Here is a 15811-nt window from a genome sequence, read left to right as displayed (position 1 = left end):
GATGCGGCCCGAGCCGAAGCCGACGCCGCGCGCGCCGAGGCCCACGGCGGTCCCGGCTCCACCGCCCATGTCAGCGCGCCGGGCGTGCGTGTCGACGCCCAGGACGACAAGGCCTCGGTTCGCCTGCCCGGGATGCGGATCGACGCCGACGGCGACCGCGCCAACATCAAGATCGGCGGAATCACCATTCGCGCCGACGACAGCTCGAGTCAGGTCAAGGTCCGATCCGACGACGAGGCCGTCAGCATCGACGCCCACGACGGCGCCGCCCGCATCCGCACCAGCGCGCCGGGTCAATCGGTTCGCGCCACCTTCCTGATGACCACCAACGGCGCCGACGCCGAAACGGGCTGGCGCATGGTCGGCTATGAGGCGCGCGGCCCCGCCGGCGGCCCGATCGTGGTCGCCACCGTTCGCACCAAGGACCGTAACGAAAACCGCATCATGGACGCCGCCAAGGCTCTGGTGACGCTGAACGTCGGGGATTAACCCCCACGAATCGCAACGCTTGCCCTTGATCGGGCGTTCGGGATGCGTCACCTCACCTGCCCCATGCGCAGGATGCCGAACTTGCCCGAAGACTACGAAGACCTGGCGCCCAAGCCCAAGCCGAGAACGCCCAAGCCCCCGCGCGCCTGGCAGCGGATGCTGTCGGGCCGCCGCCTGGACCTGCTCGACCCCTCGCCGTTCGACATCGAGATCGAGGACATCGCCCACGGCCTGGCCCGTGTCGCGCGCTGGAACGGCCAGACCATCGGCGAGCACGCCTTCTCGGTGGCCCAGCACTCGCTGGTGGTCGAGGAAATCGCGGCCCACATCAAGCCGGGGCTGGAGCCGAAATGGCGTCTGGCCGCCCTGCTGCACGACGCCTCGGAATACGTCATCGGCGACATGATCTCGCCGTTCAAGTCGGCGCTGGGCGCCGGCTACAAGGACTTCGAGGCTCGTCTGGAGGCCGCCATCCACGTCCGCTTCCAACTGCCGCCCAAGACGCCGCAGACGATCAAGACCCTGATCAAGAAGGCCGACCGCGCCTGCGCCTTCTATGAGGCGACGCAGCTGGCCGGGTTCAACCGGCGCGAGTCGCTGCAGATCTTCGGCGCCCCGCCCCCCGGCTACGAGCTGATCATCGACCCCCTGCCCGCCTCGGTGGCGCAGCAACGCTATCTGGACCGCTACCGCGTTCTGGCCGAAGCTGTCGGTATCCTGCCCGGCGCCGACGCCTGGCACACGGAATAAGGGGCGGCATGACGCAAGGGGGGGAACAGGGCGTGCGGATCGGCCTGTCGGCCGTGGTCATCGCCCTGCGCGCGGGTCAGGCCGTGGTTCTGACCACCCACGCCGCCGATGGCGCTCCGGCCCTGCCTTTCGGCCCGTTCGACCCGGCGCGCGACCGCACCTTCGAGCTGGCCCTGCGCGCCTTCGTCACCGAACAAACGGGCTTCCCCCTCGGCTTCGTCGAACAGCTCTACACCTTCGGCGACGCGGGCCGCGCCTCGCCCCGCGCCACGCCCGGCCCCGAGCGCGCGCGCGAGGTCTCGGTCGGCTATCTGGCCCTGACCGCCGACGCGCCCGAGGCCCCCGGCCTGGACGCCGCCTGGACGCCCGTCTTCGACATCTTCCCGTGGGAGGACTGGCGCGAGGGCCGCCCGCCCGTCCTCAACGCGCTGGAGACCGCCCTGCGCGCCTGGGCCGACGGCGACGCACGCCGCCTGGGCCGCGCCGAGACCCTGTTCGCCCTGACCCTTGATCGCCGCTGGAACGAGGAGCGGGTGCTGGAACGCTACGAGCTGCTCTACGAGGCCGGCCTGGTCGCCGAGTCCGCCCGCGACCATGACCGTGCGGCGCCGCCGAGCCAGCCCGACCTGCCGATGGCCTCGGACCACCGCCGCATCGTCGCCACGGCTCTCGGCCGCCTGCGCTCCAAGCTGAAGTACCGCCCGGTCCTGTTCGACCTGACGCCCGAGACCTTCACCCTGTCCGCCTTGCAGGCCGCCGCCGAGGCCGTGGCGGGCCTTTCCCTGCACAAGCAGAACTTCCGTCGCGGCGTCGAACGCGCTGGTCTGGTGCAGGCCACAGGGGTGTTTTCCAGCGACACTGGGGGGCGTCCGGCCGAGCTGTTCCGCTTCATCGGCGCCGATCCTCTGGGCGGTCCCGCGCCCGGCCTGACCCTGCCCGGACAGCGCTGAAACTTTTGTCGATTTTCTTCACTGGAATCGCTTGCGGCCAGCGCCGCCTTTGACTAGAGAACCCCCTCGCTCGACCAAGCGAATATCGGCCCCGCGGAGAGGTGGCAGAGTGGTCGAATGTACCGCACTCGAAATGCGGCGTAGGTGGAAGCCTACCGTGGGTTCGAATCCCACCCTCTCCGCCACCGGCCGTCAGTCAGAGACTGACGGCGAGCAAGTTCCCTGAACCTCAACCGATCCTGCCGCGACCTGCGCGCGAGCCTTGGCGCGTCCCCGTCGGGAACACCCCGGATGCGCCAGCCGTTATGGGACCGCAAACGTCAGACTACGTGTCGAGTGTCAGGAGGACGCCATGGCCTATAGTGGAATGAACGTCGCGAAATTTGAGACCAGATCTCACGACAGCCCTGATGAGGTCCGGACGCCGGACAAGTCCCGCATCGAGATCGCCCGGCTTACCGGCGCCACGCTCGGGCGGTTCAATTTCGAACCCGGCTGGAAATGGTCCGAGTGCATCAAGCCCGTCGTCAAGACAGACAGTTGCCAGGTGGCGCATGTCGGTCATGTCGTGTCCGGCGCCCTGACGTCAGAATGAACGACGGAACCCAGAAGACGCTTACACCCGGCACCTCCTACACGATCCCGCCCGGCCATGACGCCTGGGTCGAGGGCGACGAGCGTTTCGTGGCGATCGAGGTGATGAACGCCGAGCAATACGCCAAGCCGTCCTAGAGACGGCGCGGTCGCGAGAGTCTGCACGTCAAGGATGATCACGGCCCCGCCGATCGCTCGAAATTCTGATCACTACGAACACAAAATCAACCACTTGCAGCACGGCCATAAAGGGCTTGTTGCGTAATCGATAATCATGCCCACTGCCCCTGAAGCGTTCGCTGCTGCGGGCGATGATGGTGAGCATGGTTGATGGTCGCGCCCTTTCCTACCGATCAGGTCTTCATCGGCGGCCAGTGGCGCGCGCCGGCCGGCGGCGGTGTCCTGCCCATAGAGAACCCTTCGACCGGCGAGGTCATGGGTGCGCTGGCGGCGGGCGGGGCCGAGGACGTTGACGCGGCGGTGCGTGCGGCGCGGGCAGCGCTGGATGGTCCCTGGGGGCGGATGACGGCGGCCGAGCGCGGGCGGGTGCTGGCGCGCATGGGGCGCGAGGTCGTGGCTCGCATCGACCTGCTGGCGCAGCAGGAGGCGCTGGACGTCGGCAAGCCGCTGAAGCAGGCGCGGGCCGACGTGATCGCCCTGGCCCGCTATCTGGAGTTCTACGCCGGGGCGGCGGACAAGCTGCACGGCGAGACCATCCCCTTTCTCGACGGCTACACCGTCTACACCCTGCGCGAGCCGCACGGGGTGACGGGCCACATCATCCCCTGGAACTATCCGATGCAGATCATCGGGCGGTCCGTGGTCGCGGCCCTGGCGGTCGGCAATGCGGCGGTGCTTAAGCCCGCCGAGCAGGCCTCGCTGACGGCCCTGGCCTTCGCCCATATCGCAGCGGATTGCGGCTTGCCCGCAGGCGCCCTGAACGTCGTGACCGGCACGGGCGCCGAAGCGGGGGCGGCGTTGGCGGCGCATCCGGGGATCAACCACCTGTCCTTCACCGGCTCGACGGGGGTGGGCGTGGCCATCCAGCAGGCGGCGGCGGTCAACGCCGTGCCCGTGACGCTGGAGTTGGGCGGCAAGTCGCCTCAGCTGGTCTTCGACGACGCCGACCTGGACAGGGCTCTGCCCTTCCTGGTCAACGCCGGGGTCCAGAACGCGGGCCAGACCTGTTCGGCGGGGTCGCGGGTGCTGGTCCAGAGCGGCGTCTATGACGAAGTCGTCAGGCGAATGTCGGACCGCTATCGCGCGCTGCAGGTCGGCGCCGCCGTCGACGACCGCGACGTGGGCCCGCTGATCTCGGCCAAGCAGAAGGCGATGGTCGACCGCTACCTGAACCTTGGCGCGCAGGCCGGCCTGATCGTGGCCCAAGGCGAGATCGTCGCCGACGCTCCCGCAGGCGGCCACTATGTGCGCCCGACCCTGTTCGCGGGCGTGGCCCCGGATCATGCCCTGGCGCAGCAGGAAATCTTCGGCCCCGCCGTCGTCGTCATCCCGTTCGAGACGGAGGACCAGGCCGTCGCCATCGCCAACGGCACCGACTACGGCCTGGTCGCCGGGGTCTGGACCGCCGACGGCGGGCGGCAGATGCGGCTGGCGAAGCGGCTGCGGGCCGGACAGGTCTTCATCAACAACTACGGCGCGGCGGGCGGGGTGGAACTGCCCTTCGGCGGCGTCGGCAAGTCGGGCCACGGTCGCGAGAAGGGGTTCGAGGCGCTCTACGCCTTCACCACCCTGAAAACCGTCGCGGCCCATCACGGATAGCAGGGAGTAGGCGTCTTGGGGGAGAACAGATCGAAGCGACTGGAGGGCAAGCGAGCGATCGTCACGGGCGGAGCCTCCGGCTTCGGCGCCGGAATCGCGCGCCGCTTCGCCGAGGAAGGCGCCCGCGTCATCGTCGCCGACCTGAACTTTGATGCCGCCCGCGCCCTGGCCGCTGAACTGGGCGACGCCGATCTGGGCGTTAAGGTCGACGTGTCCAGCGCCGCAGACGTCGCCGCTCTGGCCGAAACCGCCAACCGCCTGCTCGGCGGGGTCGACATCCTGGTCAACAACGCCGGCGTCGGCCACACGCCCCAGCCGCTGGACGAACTGCCGGACGAAGCCTTCGACCGCATCGCCAATGTCAACATGCGCTCCATCTATCTGATGTCGAAGGCCTTCGTGCCGGGGATGAAGGCGCAAGGGTCGGGTGCCATCCTGAACATCGCCTCGACCGGCGGGGTCAGCCCCCGACCGAACCTGACCTGGTACAACGCCTCGAAGGGCTGGGTCATCACGGCGACGCGCGCCATGGCGGTCGAGCTGGCCCCCTTCCAGGTGCGGGTGAACGCGTTGAACCCGGTGGCGGGCGATACGCCCCTGCTGAAGACCTTCATGGGCGAGGACACCCCCGCGGTCCGGGCCAAGTTCCTGGCCTCCATCCCCATCGGCCGCTTCTCGACGCCCGAGGACATGGGCGCCGCCGCCGCCTTCCTCTGTTCCGACGACGCCTCGATGATCACCGGCGTTGCCATGGAGGTCGACGGTGGCCGCTGCATCTGACCGCCCCTTCAAGCTTCTGGTCCTGCCCGGCGACGGCATCGGACCGGAGATCATCCGCGAGACCCTGCGCGTCGTCGACTGGTTTGGCCGGAACGCCGGCCTGCGAATTGATCTGAGCGAGGGACTGGCGGGCGGCGCCAGCATCGACGCTGTGGGCACGCCGATCGCCGAGGATTTGGTGCAGCGAGCGCTGGCCTCAGACGCCGTCCTGTTCGGCGCGGTCGGCGGACCGAAGTGGGACCACATGCCCCGCGCCCAGCGCCCCGAGATGGGCATACTGCGGCTGCGTCAGGCGCTGGACCTCTACGCCAACCTGCGGCCCGCCGTCTGTTTCGACGAACTGCTGGACGCCTCGGCGTTGAAGCCCGAACTGATCCGCGGCCTCGACATCCTGATCGTGCGCGAGGCCACGGCGGGGGTCTATTTCAGCCTGCCGCGCGCCAACGAGGTCGACGCGAACGGCCAGCGCCGCGCCTACGACACCCAGGCCTATACCGAGGCTGAAATCGCCCGCGTCTGCCGCGTCGCCTTCGAACTGGCCCGCACGCGTCAGCGCCGCCTCTGCTCGGTGGACAAGGCCAATGTCATGGAGACCGGTGCCCTATGGCGGACAGTGGCGAGCGAGGTCGCCGCCGACTATCCCGACGTGGAGCTGTCGCATATGTACGCCGACAACTGCGCCATGCAGCTGGTGCGGCGCCCGGACCAGTTCGACGTCATCGTCACCGACAACCTGTTCGGCGACATCCTGTCGGACGCGGCGGCGGCCCTGACCGGATCGCTGGGCCTGCTGCCCTCCGCCTCCCTCTCGGGCCTCGGTCAAGGGGGACGCAGCCGGGGCCTGTATGAGCCGATCCACGGCTCGGCGCCCGATATCGCGGGGCAAGGCGTGGCCAACCCCATCGCCGCCATTCTGTCCTTCGCTCTGTGCCTGCGCTGGTCCTTCGACCGCGCCGACCTGGCCAATGGGCTGGAGCGCGCCGTGCGGCGAGTGGTGTCCAGCGGCGTCCGCACCCCGGACATCGCCGAAGCCGGCGTCGCCCCCGTCACCACCCTTCAGATGACCGACGCGGTTCTGGCCGCGCTGGACGCCCAGTTCGCGTGAGGATCGACCGATGAGCGCCCCCACCCTGCAGACCGTCATGGACCTGATCGACGGGCGCACCGACGAACTGGTCGCCCTGACCCAGGACCTGATCCGCTTTCCCACCGTCAACCCGCCGGGCGAGGCCTACCGCCCCTGCGCCGAATACGTGGGCGAGCGGCTGAAGAAGCGCGGCTTCACCGTCGAATATGTGCGCGGCGAAGGCTCGCCGGGCGACAGCGACGCCTATCCCCGCACCAACGTCATCGCCCGCTGGCAGGGCTCCGAGCCCGGCCCCTGCGTCCACTTCAACAGCCATATCGACGTGGTCGAGGTCGGCGCCGGCTGGACCGTCGATCCGTTCGGCGGCGAGGTGAAGGACGGCCGCGTCTATGGCCGGGGGGCCTGCGACATGAAGGGCGGGCTGGCCGCCTCCATCATCGCGGTCGAGGCCCTGATCGATTCGGGCCTGCCCCTGCCCGGCGCGCTGGAGATCTCCGGCACGGTGGACGAGGAATCGGGCGGCTATGGCGGCGTGGCCTATCTGGCCGAGCGCGGCTGGTTCTCGGAGCCGCGCGTCAACCACGTCATCATCCCCGAACCGCTGAACGTGGACCGGGTCTGCATCGGCCACCGCGGCGTCTGGTGGGCTGAGATCGAGACCAAGGGACGAATCGCCCACGGCTCCATGCCCTTCCTCGGCGATTCCGCCATACGTCACATGAATGCGGTGATGCAGGAATTCGAGGACAAGCTCTATCCGGCCATGGCGGGTCGCCATTCGGATATGCCGGTGGTGCCCGAGGGCGCACGCCAGTCGACCCTGAACATCAACTCGATCCACGGCGGTCAGGCCGAGGGCTTCGACGGCCTGCCCGCGCCCTGCGTGGCCGATTCCAGCCGCATGATCATCGACCGTCGCTTCCTGATCGAAGAGACGCTGGACGACGTGAAGGGCGAGGTGAAGGCCATCCTCGACGGCCTGGCCGCCCAGCGCCACGGCTTCCGCTATGAACTGCGCGACCTGTTCGAGGTGGCGCCCAGCATGGCCGACCGCGAGGGTCCGGTGGCCAGCACCACCGCCGCCGCCATCGAGACGGTGCTGGGCAGGAAGGCCCAGTTCGTCTGCTCGCCCGGCACCTATGACCAGAAGCACGTGGACCGCATCGGCAAGCTGAAGGACTGCATCGCCTACGGCCCCGGCGTGCTGGATCTGGCGCACCAGCCCGACGAATGGGTGGGGATCGAGGACATGAGCAACTCGGCCAAGGTCATGGCCCGCGCGGCCTACGACCTGCTGACCCGCAAGCGAGGATGAGCGACATGGCGCGTGGCGACGGAGACGACGGCGACAACATCATCGGCCCGCGTCTGCGGGCGCTGCGGGACCGGCTGGGCCTTTCGCAACGCGCGCTGGCGCGAAAAGCCGGGGTGCCGTCCAGCACGGTCAGCCTAGTGGAAAGCGGCCGCACCAGCCCCTCGGTCGGCTCGCTGAAACGGCTGCTGGACGCGGCGGGCGTGTCGCTGGGCGAGTTCTTCAGTTCCGAGTTCGAGACCCCGACCAAGCACTTCTACCGCCACGACGAACTGACCGACATCTCGCGCGGCGAGGTCTCCTATCGCCAGCTCGGCTCGGGTCAGGACAGCAGCCTTCAGATCCTGCATGAGACCTATCAGCCCGGCTCGGACAGCGGTCGCGTCATGCTGTCCCATGAGGGCGAGGAGGGCGGTCTGGTCATTTCCGGCCGACTGGAAGTCACCGTCGACGGCCAATCGCGAGTGCTCAAAGCCGGCGACGGCTACCTGTTCCCCAGCACCCTGCCGCACCGATTCCGCAACGTCGGCGACGTGCCCTGCATTGTTATTAGCGCCTGCACACCACCGACCTTTTGACGCCCGTGTTGCGATTGATCGGAATACTGAGCGAGAAAAATAAAATTCCCCAAATTGTCAGACAATTGGCCAACTGAAGAAACAGTCTTGCCGACCGCATCGTTTCGCCAGCTACTTCATGCGTGACAATCGGGTGACACCGGGAGGCGCTGAGGGAAAGGCCAAGCTTGCTGCATTGCACAACGACCCAAGGCTGAGGATACATAAAGGGGCGGCGGGACCTTCGTTCCGTTCGCAGCCGCAACAAGACCGCCAAGAACGGTCCGTGCGGCGTCATTGGGAGGGATGAGGCGAATGAATCGTCTTTTGGTCAGCGTATCCGTGGGGGCGCTCGCGGCCCTGTGTTCCACTACCGCCATGGCTCAGCAGGCGCCGCCTGAGCGGGCCACGACGGTCGACGAGGTCATCGTCACGGCCCAGCGTCGCGAACAGGCGGCCCAGGACGTGGGCATCGCCCTCAGCGTCCTCAGCGGCGAGAGCCTGACGCAACAGGGCATCACCAACGTCAATCAGCTTCAGAACGCCACGCCCAACCTCGAGGTCGAACCGGCCTTCGGCGGCGGCGCGGCCCAGTTCCGTATGCGCGGCGTGGGCTTCCAAGACTACGCCTCGAACAACGCGCCGACCGTCGGCGTCTATGTGAACGAGGTCGCCTATCCGGTCCCGGTGATGACGCAAGGGTTGATCTTCGACATCGACCGGGTCGAGGTGCTGCGCGGACCGCAGGGCACCCTGTACGGCCGCAACACCACCGGCGGCGCCATCAGCTTCGTCACCAAACGCCCGACCGAGGAGCTGTCGGCCGGCCTGATGACCGAATGGGGCAGCCATGACCTGTTCCGGGCCGAGGGTCATGTCTCGGGCCCGCTGGCCGGCGGCCTGCGTGGCCGCCTGGCCGTCTCGACCGAACAGGGCGGCGCCTGGCAGCGCAACCGCACCACCGGCGAATCCATCGGCGACGCCGACCGCACCGGCGCCCGCGCCCTGCTGGCCTGGGAGCCCAGCGAGACCCTGTCCCTGCTGCTGGACGTCCACGGCGGGATCGACAAGTCCGAAAACCAGGCCCTCTACCTGTTCAGCGACCTGCGCACGCGCGGCGGAACGGGCCCGACCATTCCCGCCGACAAGGATCGCTCCAAGACCGGATGGGGCCTGTCGCCGCGCTTCGCCGCCTCGATCGGCCGCGACGTCAAGGACAAGCCGGGCCGGGACAACTCGTCCTGGGGCACGTCGCTGAACGCCAATCTGGCGCTCAAGGGCATGAACCTGACCAGCATCAGCAGCTATGAGACCCTGGACCGCAGCGAGTACGGCGACTGGGATTCCAGCGCCTCGGTCGAGGCCGACACCTTCTTCGGCAGCGACGTGAACGTGGTCTCGCAGGAACTGCGCCTGGCCTCGGACAACGACAGCGCCCTGACCTGGGTCGCCGGCTTCTACTACTCCAAGCAGGACCTGAACGAGCGCTACTTCTCGGACTTCATCGACATCTTCGGCACCTACGCCCAGGTCACCTATGACCAGAAGGTCGAGTCCTGGAGCCTGTTCGGTCAGGCGGAGTATGCCTTTACCGACCGGTTGAAGGCCATCCTGGGCCTGCGCTACGAAGAGGAAACGCGTGAGTTGCAGGGCTTCGGCTCGGCCTTCGGCGGGGCCACCGCCCTGCCCCCGACCACGGTCGACACCAAGATGACGCCGCTGACCGGCAAGGCGGCGCTGGAGTTCAAGCCCTCCGACAACCTGCTGATCTACGGCTCGGCCAGCCGCGGGGCCAAGTCGGGCGGCTTCACCACCTACAACACCGGCAACCGCAGCGGCATCGAGCCCTTCAACCCGGAAATCCTCTGGGCCTACGAAGTCGGCTTCAAGGCCGATCCGTCGCGCGCGCTGCAGATCAACGGCGCCGCCTACTACTACGACTACACCGACCAGCAGGTGCTGTCGGCGGTGTGGGGCGCCAACGGGCCGGTCGGGCGCTTCACCAATGTGCCGTCGTCGCACATCTGGGGCGCCGAACTGGAGGCGGTGCTGAAGCCGGTTCAGGGGCTGCGGATCAGCCAGTCGCTCAGCTACAAATCCGGCGAGTATGACGAGTACGAGGCCCTGGACGTCCCCGCCTCGCGGGCGGCGAACCGGGCGATCTTTGTCGACAAGGCCGGCGATCCGATCCTGTTCCCCAAATGGAGCTATGCAGGGTCGGCCAGCTACGACTGGATGGTCAGCGGCTTCGCCGTCACGGCCGAGGCCAACTACAGCTATCGCGACGACTATCCGTCGTGGCTGGGCGCCAAGTACGATGTCGAGGGCTACTGGCTGGCCAACGCCAGCGTGACGGTCGGCCCCGAAGCCGCCAACTGGTCCGTCACCTTCTGGGCCCGCAACCTGTTCGATCAGGAATACGACCTGACGCGCAACTTCTTCACCAGCGCCGACATCGCCCAGCCGGGTCGGCCTCGCACCATCGGCGCGCGTCTCAGCCTGCAGTATTGAGCGCCGCCTCCGGGCTGGAAGGAGGTCCCTCCGCCTTCCAGCCCGCCCCCTTGATCAGGGCGCCCACGATCCTGATCACCAACCGCCCTACAGACGAAAAATCAGTCACTTAGGGCGCATGAATAACAGGCTTTCCTTCGCCCGCCGTTCATCCGCTACTGGCCGCTCTGAAAGGATGCTTGCATGACCGCACGGGCCGCCAACGACCTTGATCCCTTCTGGATGCCGTTCACCGCGAACCGCAGCTTCAAGGCTCACCCGCGGCTGTTGGCCTCGGCCAAGGATATGCATTACTTCACGCCGGAGGGTCGCCCGATCCTCGACGGCACGGCCGGCCTCTGGTGCGTCAACGCCGGGCATGGGCGGAAACCCATCGTCGAGGCGATCCAGCGTCAGGCCGAGGTCCTGGACTACGCCCCGACCTTCCAGCTGGGCCACCCGCTGGCCTTTGAACTGGCCGCTCGTCTGGGCCTGCTGTTCCCCGCCGACATCGACCATGTCTTCTTCGCCGGTTCAGGCTCCGAAGGCGTCGACACGGCGCTGAAGATCGCCCTGGCCTATCAGCAGGCGAAGGGTCAGCCCGAGCGGACCCGTCTGATCGGCCGGCAAAAGGGCTATCATGGCGTCGGCTTCGGCGGCATTTCCGTGGGAGGCCTTGAGAACAACCGGCGCGGCTTCCCCACCCTGCCCGGCGTCGATCACCTGTCGCACACGCTGAACCTGGAGCAAGCGGCCTTTTCGCGCGGCCAGCCCGCCTGGGGCGCGCATCTGGCCGAGGATCTGGAATCCCTGATCTGGGCGCACGGGGCCGAGACCATCGCCGCCGTCATCGTCGAGCCCCTGTCGGGGTCGGCGGGGGTCATCGTGCCGCCGGTCGGCTATCTGGAGCGGTTGCGCGAGATCACGACCCGCCACGGCATTCTGCTGATCTTCGACGAGGTCATCACCGGCTTTGGCCGCGTCGGCGGGGCCACGGCCTCCGAGACCCTGGGCGTCATCCCCGACCTGCTGGTCTGCGCCAAGGGCCTGACAAACGGCGCCGTCCCCATGGGCGCGGTCGGGGTGCGCAGTGAAATCTACGACGCCGTGGTCAATGACGCCTCGGCCCCCGGCATCGAGTTCTTCCACGGCTACACCTATTCCGGCCACCCGCTGGCCGCCGCCGCCGGACTGGCGACGCTCGATGTCTATGACAGCGAAGGCCTGTTCCAGCGCGCCACGGACATGGCGCCCTATTGGGAAGAGGCGATGCACGGCCTGAAGGGGCTGCCGCACGTCATCGACATCCGCAACCTGGGCATGGTCGCCGCCGTCGAACTGGCCCCGCGCCCCGAGGCGCCGGGCGCCCGCGCCACCGAGGTCTTCCATCGCGCCTTCGACGAGGGCCTGTTGATCCGCGTCACCGGCGACGTCATCGCCCTGTCGCCGCCGCTCATCATCAGCCGGGAACAGATCGACGAACTGGTCGGACGGCTGGCCGACATTCTGCGAAACACGCCCTGACGCCGCGCGCGATTTGGGCGATGCTGCATCATCAATCGGGAGGCGGGACCGCGTGAAGCGAAGCTTGGGGCGCAAGGCATGGGATCGGCTGAGCCGCACGCTGCTGGCGGCGGCGCTGCTGGTCGGCCTGGCGGTCCTCGTCCCCGCGCATGACGCCGCCGCCGCGCCCGTCCGCGACCGTCTGGTGCTGGGTCTGCCGCTGGAGCCGCCGAACCTCGACCCGACCTCGGGCGCGGCGGCGGCGGTGGACGAGGTCGTCCACGCCAACGTCTTCGAGGGCCTGACCCGGCTGACCCAGACCGGCGTCGTCGTGCCGGCCCTGGCCGAGTCGTGGGAGGCCGCGCCCGACGGCCTGAGCTGGACCTTCCACCTGCGGCGCGGCGTCTCCTTCTCGGACGGTTCGCCGTTCGACGCCTCGGTCGCCAAGTTCTCGCTGGACCGCATCACGGCCGAAGGCTCGACCAACGCCCAGAAGGCCCTGTTCGCGCCGATCCAGAGCGTCGAGGTCGTCGATCCGGCCACGATCCGCATCCGCCTGTCGCGCCCGATGGCGACCCTGCCCTATCTGCTGGCCTGGGGCGACGCGGTGATGGTCTCGCCGAACAGCGCCGCGACCAACGCGGTTGCGCCGGTCGGCACCGGCCCGTTCAAGCTGCAGGGCTGGCAGCGCGGCAGCCAGCTGACGCTCGTGCGCCGCGACGGCTATTGGGGGACGCCCCCGCGCCTGAACAGCGTCGTCTTCCGCTTCATCAGCGACCCGACCGCCGCCTTCGCCGCCGTCAGCGCCGGCGACGTGGACGCCTTCCCCAACTATCCCGCGCCCGAGAACGTGGCCCAGTTCCAGCGCGACCCGCGCTTCCGCGTCGTCGTCGGCGCTTCCGAGGGCAAGGTCATCCTGGGGATCAACAACACCAGGGCGCCGTTCAACGACGTGCGGGTGCGCCGCGCCCTGTCCTACGCCATCGACCGCGACGCCCTGATTCAGGGGGCCATGTTCGGCTTCGGCCAGCCGATCGGCAGCCACTATTCGCGTCAGGCGCCGGGCTATGTCGACCTGACCGGCCTCTATCCACACGACCCGGCCAAGGCGCGCGCCCTGCTGGCCGAGGCGGGCTATCCCAACGGCATCGACGTGACGCTGCGTCTGCCGCCCCGCCCCTACGCCCGGCGCAGCGGCGAGGTGCTGATCTCGCAACTGGCCGAAGCAGGCATCCGCGCGAAGATCGAGAATCTGGAATGGGCCCAGTGGCTGGACCAGGTGTTCAAGCGCCGCCAGTTCGACCTGACCATCGTCGAGCACGTCGAGCCGATGGATTACGACATCTATGGTCGCAAGGACTACTACTTCGGCTACGACAGCGCCGCCTTCGACGCCCTGCTGGCGCAGGTGAACGCCGCCCCGGACGAGCCGGCGCGCAACCGTCTGCTGGGCGACCTGCAGCGCCGCATCGCTCACGACGCGGTCAACGGCTTCCTGTTCCAGTCTTCGCGCATCGGCGTGTGGAAGGCGGACCTGAACGGCCTGTGGATCAACGGCCCCATCGCCGCCAACGACATGACCGGGGCCTATTGGAGCGGCGCGGGGGCGCCCAGCGCGACAGGGGCCGAGCGCACGGGCGGCGGCCTGCCCTGGGGCTGGATCGGCCTGATCGCGGGCGCGGCCCTGCTGGCCTTCGTCGCCTGGCGCTTCGGCGCAGGCTGGCTGCTCAAGAAGCTGGCCGGCCACGCCCTGACCCTGCTGGCGGCGACCGTGGTCATCTTCCTGCTGTTGCAAGTCGTACCCGGCGATCCGGCCAGCTACATGATGGGGCTGAACGCCAGCCCCGAGTCCGTCGCCGCCCTGCGTCAGCAGATGGGGCTGGAGGGGTCCGGCCTCGAGCGCTACCTCGCCTGGCTCGGCGATCTGCTGACCGGAAAGTTCGGCACCAGCTACACCTATCAGGTTCCGGTCGGCGGTCTGATCGCGGAACGTCTGGCCGTGTCCGCGCCGCTGGCCCTGATGGCTACCATCCTGTCGTTGGCCGTCGCCCTGCCCATCGGCGTCATGGCCGCCAGCCGCCGGGGAACCGCTGTCGACACCGGCCTGATCGGCGTGACCCAGGTCGGCGTCGCCCTGCCCAATTTCTGGATCGCCATGCTGCTGATCCTGCTGTTTTCGGTGAACCTGGGCTGGTTCTCGGCCGGCGGCTTCCCCGGCTGGAGCCAAGGCTTCTGGCCCGCCTTCAAGGCCCTGATCCTGCCCGCCGTGGCGCTCGCCGCGCCCCAGGCCGCCATCCTCGCCCGCGTCCTGCGCACCGCCCTGCTGGACACGATGAACGAGGACTATGTCCGCACCGCCCGCGCCAAGGGCCTGTCGGTCAATCAGGCCCTGTGGCGCCACGCCTTGCGAAACGCCTGGATCCCCGTCCTGACCATCCTCGGCCTTCAATTCCCCTTCCTGCTGGCTGGCGGCATCATCATCGAGAACGTCTTCTCCCTGCCCGGCCTCGGCCGATTGGTCTTCCAGGCCATCACCCAGCGCGACCTGATCGTGGTGCAGAGCGTGGTGGTGGTGCTGGTCTTCGCCGTGGTCCTGGTCAGCTTCCTGATCGATCTGGCCTATCTGTTCGCCGATCCGCGCCTGAGGGGACGCCGCGCATGACCGACGCCCCTGCTCCCATCGCCGTCGTCGCCAAGCCCCGCGCTCGCTGGCCTCTGTCGCTCATCGTCGGCGGTGCCCTGACCGTGTTGGTGGTCCTGACCGCCCTGATCGCCTTCGTCTGGACGCCCTATGACGTCGAGGCGGTGGACATCGCCGCCAAGCTGACCGCCCCTTCCGCCGCCCACCTCCTCGGCACCGACCATTTCGGTCGAGACGTCCTGTCGATGATCATGGCGGGCGCGCAGAACTCTCTGGTCGTCGCCTTCGTCGCGGTCGGCATCGGCGTCGCGATCGGCACGCCTCTGGGCCTGACGGCGGCGGCGCGCGGAGGCTGGATCGACGAACTGGTCATGCGCGGCAACGACCTGATCTTCGCCTTCCCCGCCCTGTTGCTGGCCGTGATGATCACCGCCGTCATGGGACCGGGCGCGATCAACGCCATCATCGCCATCGGCGTCTTCAACATACCCGTCTTCACCCGCGTGGCGCGCGGCGCGGCCATGGGGCTGTGGACCCGAGAATACGTGCTGGCGGCGCGCACGGCGGGCAAGTCCAGGGCCCTGATCTCGCTCCAGCACATCCTGCCCAATCTGATGAGCCTGCTGGTCGTGCAGGCGGCGATCCAGTTCGCCGTCGGCATCGTGGCCGAAGCCGGCCTGTCCTATGTCGGCCTCGGCGCCCAGCCGCCCGCGCCCAGCTGGGGTCGGATGCTGGCCGAGGCCCAGACCATGATCGGTTTCGCGCCCTGGCTGGCGATCATGCCGGGGTTGGCCATCTTCGTGACCGTGCTGGGCCTCAGCCTGACCGGCGACGGCCTGCGCGACCTGTTCGACCCGCGCGTGCGGCGGGAGCGTTGAC

The 15811-nt window shown here is 68.5% G+C and carries 14 protein-coding genes, 1 tRNA gene and 1 pseudogene; 15 read left to right on the top strand and 1 reads right to left on the bottom strand.

Going from position 1 to position 15811, the window contains the following annotated elements; all coding sequences use genetic code 11:
- The 6 genes and pseudogenes from ACREEF_RS09725 to ACREEF_RS09700 all read left to right on the top strand — a co-directional run.
- Positions 1 to 489, top strand: a pseudogene (locus ACREEF_RS09725) (methyltransferase type 11); the annotation flags it as partial.
- A gap of 156 nt (positions 490 to 645) precedes the next feature.
- On the top strand, positions 646 to 1239 hold the full coding sequence (locus tag ACREEF_RS09720; protein WP_431565386.1) for a YfbR-like 5'-deoxynucleotidase: 594 nt from the start codon (positions 646 to 648) through the stop codon (positions 1237 to 1239).
- An 8-nt stretch (positions 1240 to 1247) separates the two neighbouring features.
- Positions 1248 to 2189 (top strand): NUDIX hydrolase, encoded by a 942-nt coding sequence (locus ACREEF_RS09715; protein WP_431565385.1) that lies wholly within the window; start codon positions 1248 to 1250, stop codon positions 2187 to 2189.
- Between the two features lie 95 nt (positions 2190 to 2284).
- Positions 2285 to 2374: transfer RNA gene (locus tag ACREEF_RS09710), tRNA-Ser, on the top strand.
- A 167-nt stretch (positions 2375 to 2541) separates the two neighbouring features.
- Positions 2542 to 2784: a hypothetical protein gene (locus ACREEF_RS09705; RefSeq protein ID WP_431565384.1), complete on the top strand. Its 243-nt coding sequence runs from the start codon at positions 2542 to 2544 to the stop codon at positions 2782 to 2784.
- Positions 2781 to 2921 (top strand): hypothetical protein, encoded by a 141-nt coding sequence (locus tag ACREEF_RS09700; protein WP_431565383.1) that lies wholly within the window; start codon positions 2781 to 2783, stop codon positions 2919 to 2921. Before ACREEF_RS09705 ends, ACREEF_RS09700 begins: the two co-directional genes overlap by 4 nt.
- Before the next feature lie 28 nt (positions 2922 to 2949).
- On the opposite strand, the gene ACREEF_RS09695 is transcribed toward ACREEF_RS09700, so the two are convergent.
- Positions 2950 to 3108 carry a hypothetical protein gene (locus ACREEF_RS09695; protein ID WP_431565382.1) on the bottom strand — a complete coding sequence of 53 codons (159 nt, stop codon included), beginning with the start codon at positions 3106 to 3108 and terminating at the stop codon, positions 2950 to 2952.
- 5 nt (positions 3109 to 3113) lie between these two features.
- Here ACREEF_RS09695 and ACREEF_RS09690 point away from each other — a divergent pair, with 5 nt between their 5' ends.
- The 9 genes from ACREEF_RS09690 to ACREEF_RS09650 all read left to right on the top strand — a co-directional run bounded on the left by ACREEF_RS09690 (position 3114) and on the right by ACREEF_RS09650 (position 15810).
- Positions 3114 to 4562, top strand: coding sequence for an aldehyde dehydrogenase family protein (locus ACREEF_RS09690; RefSeq protein WP_431565381.1), 1449 nt, complete (start codon positions 3114 to 3116; stop codon positions 4560 to 4562).
- A 15-nt stretch (positions 4563 to 4577) separates the two neighbouring features.
- A complete protein-coding gene (locus ACREEF_RS09685; protein ID WP_431565380.1) occupies positions 4578 to 5342 on the top strand; it encodes a glucose 1-dehydrogenase in 765 nt (254 codons plus the stop codon).
- Positions 5326 to 6447 carry a 3-isopropylmalate dehydrogenase gene (leuB, locus tag ACREEF_RS09680; protein ID WP_431565379.1) on the top strand — a complete coding sequence of 374 codons (1122 nt, stop codon included), beginning with the start codon at positions 5326 to 5328 and terminating at the stop codon, positions 6445 to 6447. Before ACREEF_RS09685 ends, leuB begins: the two co-directional genes overlap by 17 nt.
- 10 nt (positions 6448 to 6457) lie before the next feature.
- Entirely contained in the window at positions 6458 to 7744 is a 1287-nt protein-coding gene (locus ACREEF_RS09675; protein ID WP_431565378.1) for an acetylornithine deacetylase/succinyl-diaminopimelate desuccinylase family protein, read from the top strand.
- Between the two features lie 5 nt (positions 7745 to 7749).
- The gene (locus ACREEF_RS09670; protein ID WP_431565377.1) at positions 7750 to 8319 is read left to right on the top strand and encodes a cupin domain-containing protein; all 570 of its coding nucleotides are present in this window, start codon (positions 7750 to 7752) and stop codon (positions 8317 to 8319) included.
- A gap of 294 nt (positions 8320 to 8613) precedes the next feature.
- The gene (locus tag ACREEF_RS09665) at positions 8614 to 10809 is read left to right on the top strand and encodes a TonB-dependent receptor (RefSeq protein ID WP_431565376.1); all 2196 of its coding nucleotides are present in this window, start codon (positions 8614 to 8616) and stop codon (positions 10807 to 10809) included.
- 183 nt (positions 10810 to 10992) lie between these two features.
- Positions 10993 to 12312 carry an aspartate aminotransferase family protein gene (locus ACREEF_RS09660; protein ID WP_431565375.1) on the top strand — a complete coding sequence of 440 codons (1320 nt, stop codon included), beginning with the start codon at positions 10993 to 10995 and terminating at the stop codon, positions 12310 to 12312.
- Between the two features lie 64 nt (positions 12313 to 12376).
- Positions 12377 to 14953, top strand: a complete 2577-nt coding sequence (locus tag ACREEF_RS09655; RefSeq protein ID WP_431565374.1) for an ABC transporter substrate-binding protein — start codon at positions 12377 to 12379, stop codon at positions 14951 to 14953.
- A complete protein-coding gene (locus tag ACREEF_RS09650; protein WP_431565373.1) occupies positions 14950 to 15810 on the top strand; it encodes an ABC transporter permease in 861 nt (286 codons plus the stop codon). The genes ACREEF_RS09655 and ACREEF_RS09650 overlap by 4 nt, the downstream gene beginning before the upstream one ends.
- The last annotated feature ends 1 nt before the right edge of the window (position 15811 follow it).

Source organism: Brevundimonas sp. (assembly GCF_050729455.1).
GTDB lineage: Bacteria > Pseudomonadota > Alphaproteobacteria > Caulobacterales > Caulobacteraceae > Brevundimonas.
The sequence above is the reverse complement of the archived record's forward strand: the minus strand, read 5'-3'. Positions and strand labels throughout refer to the sequence as shown.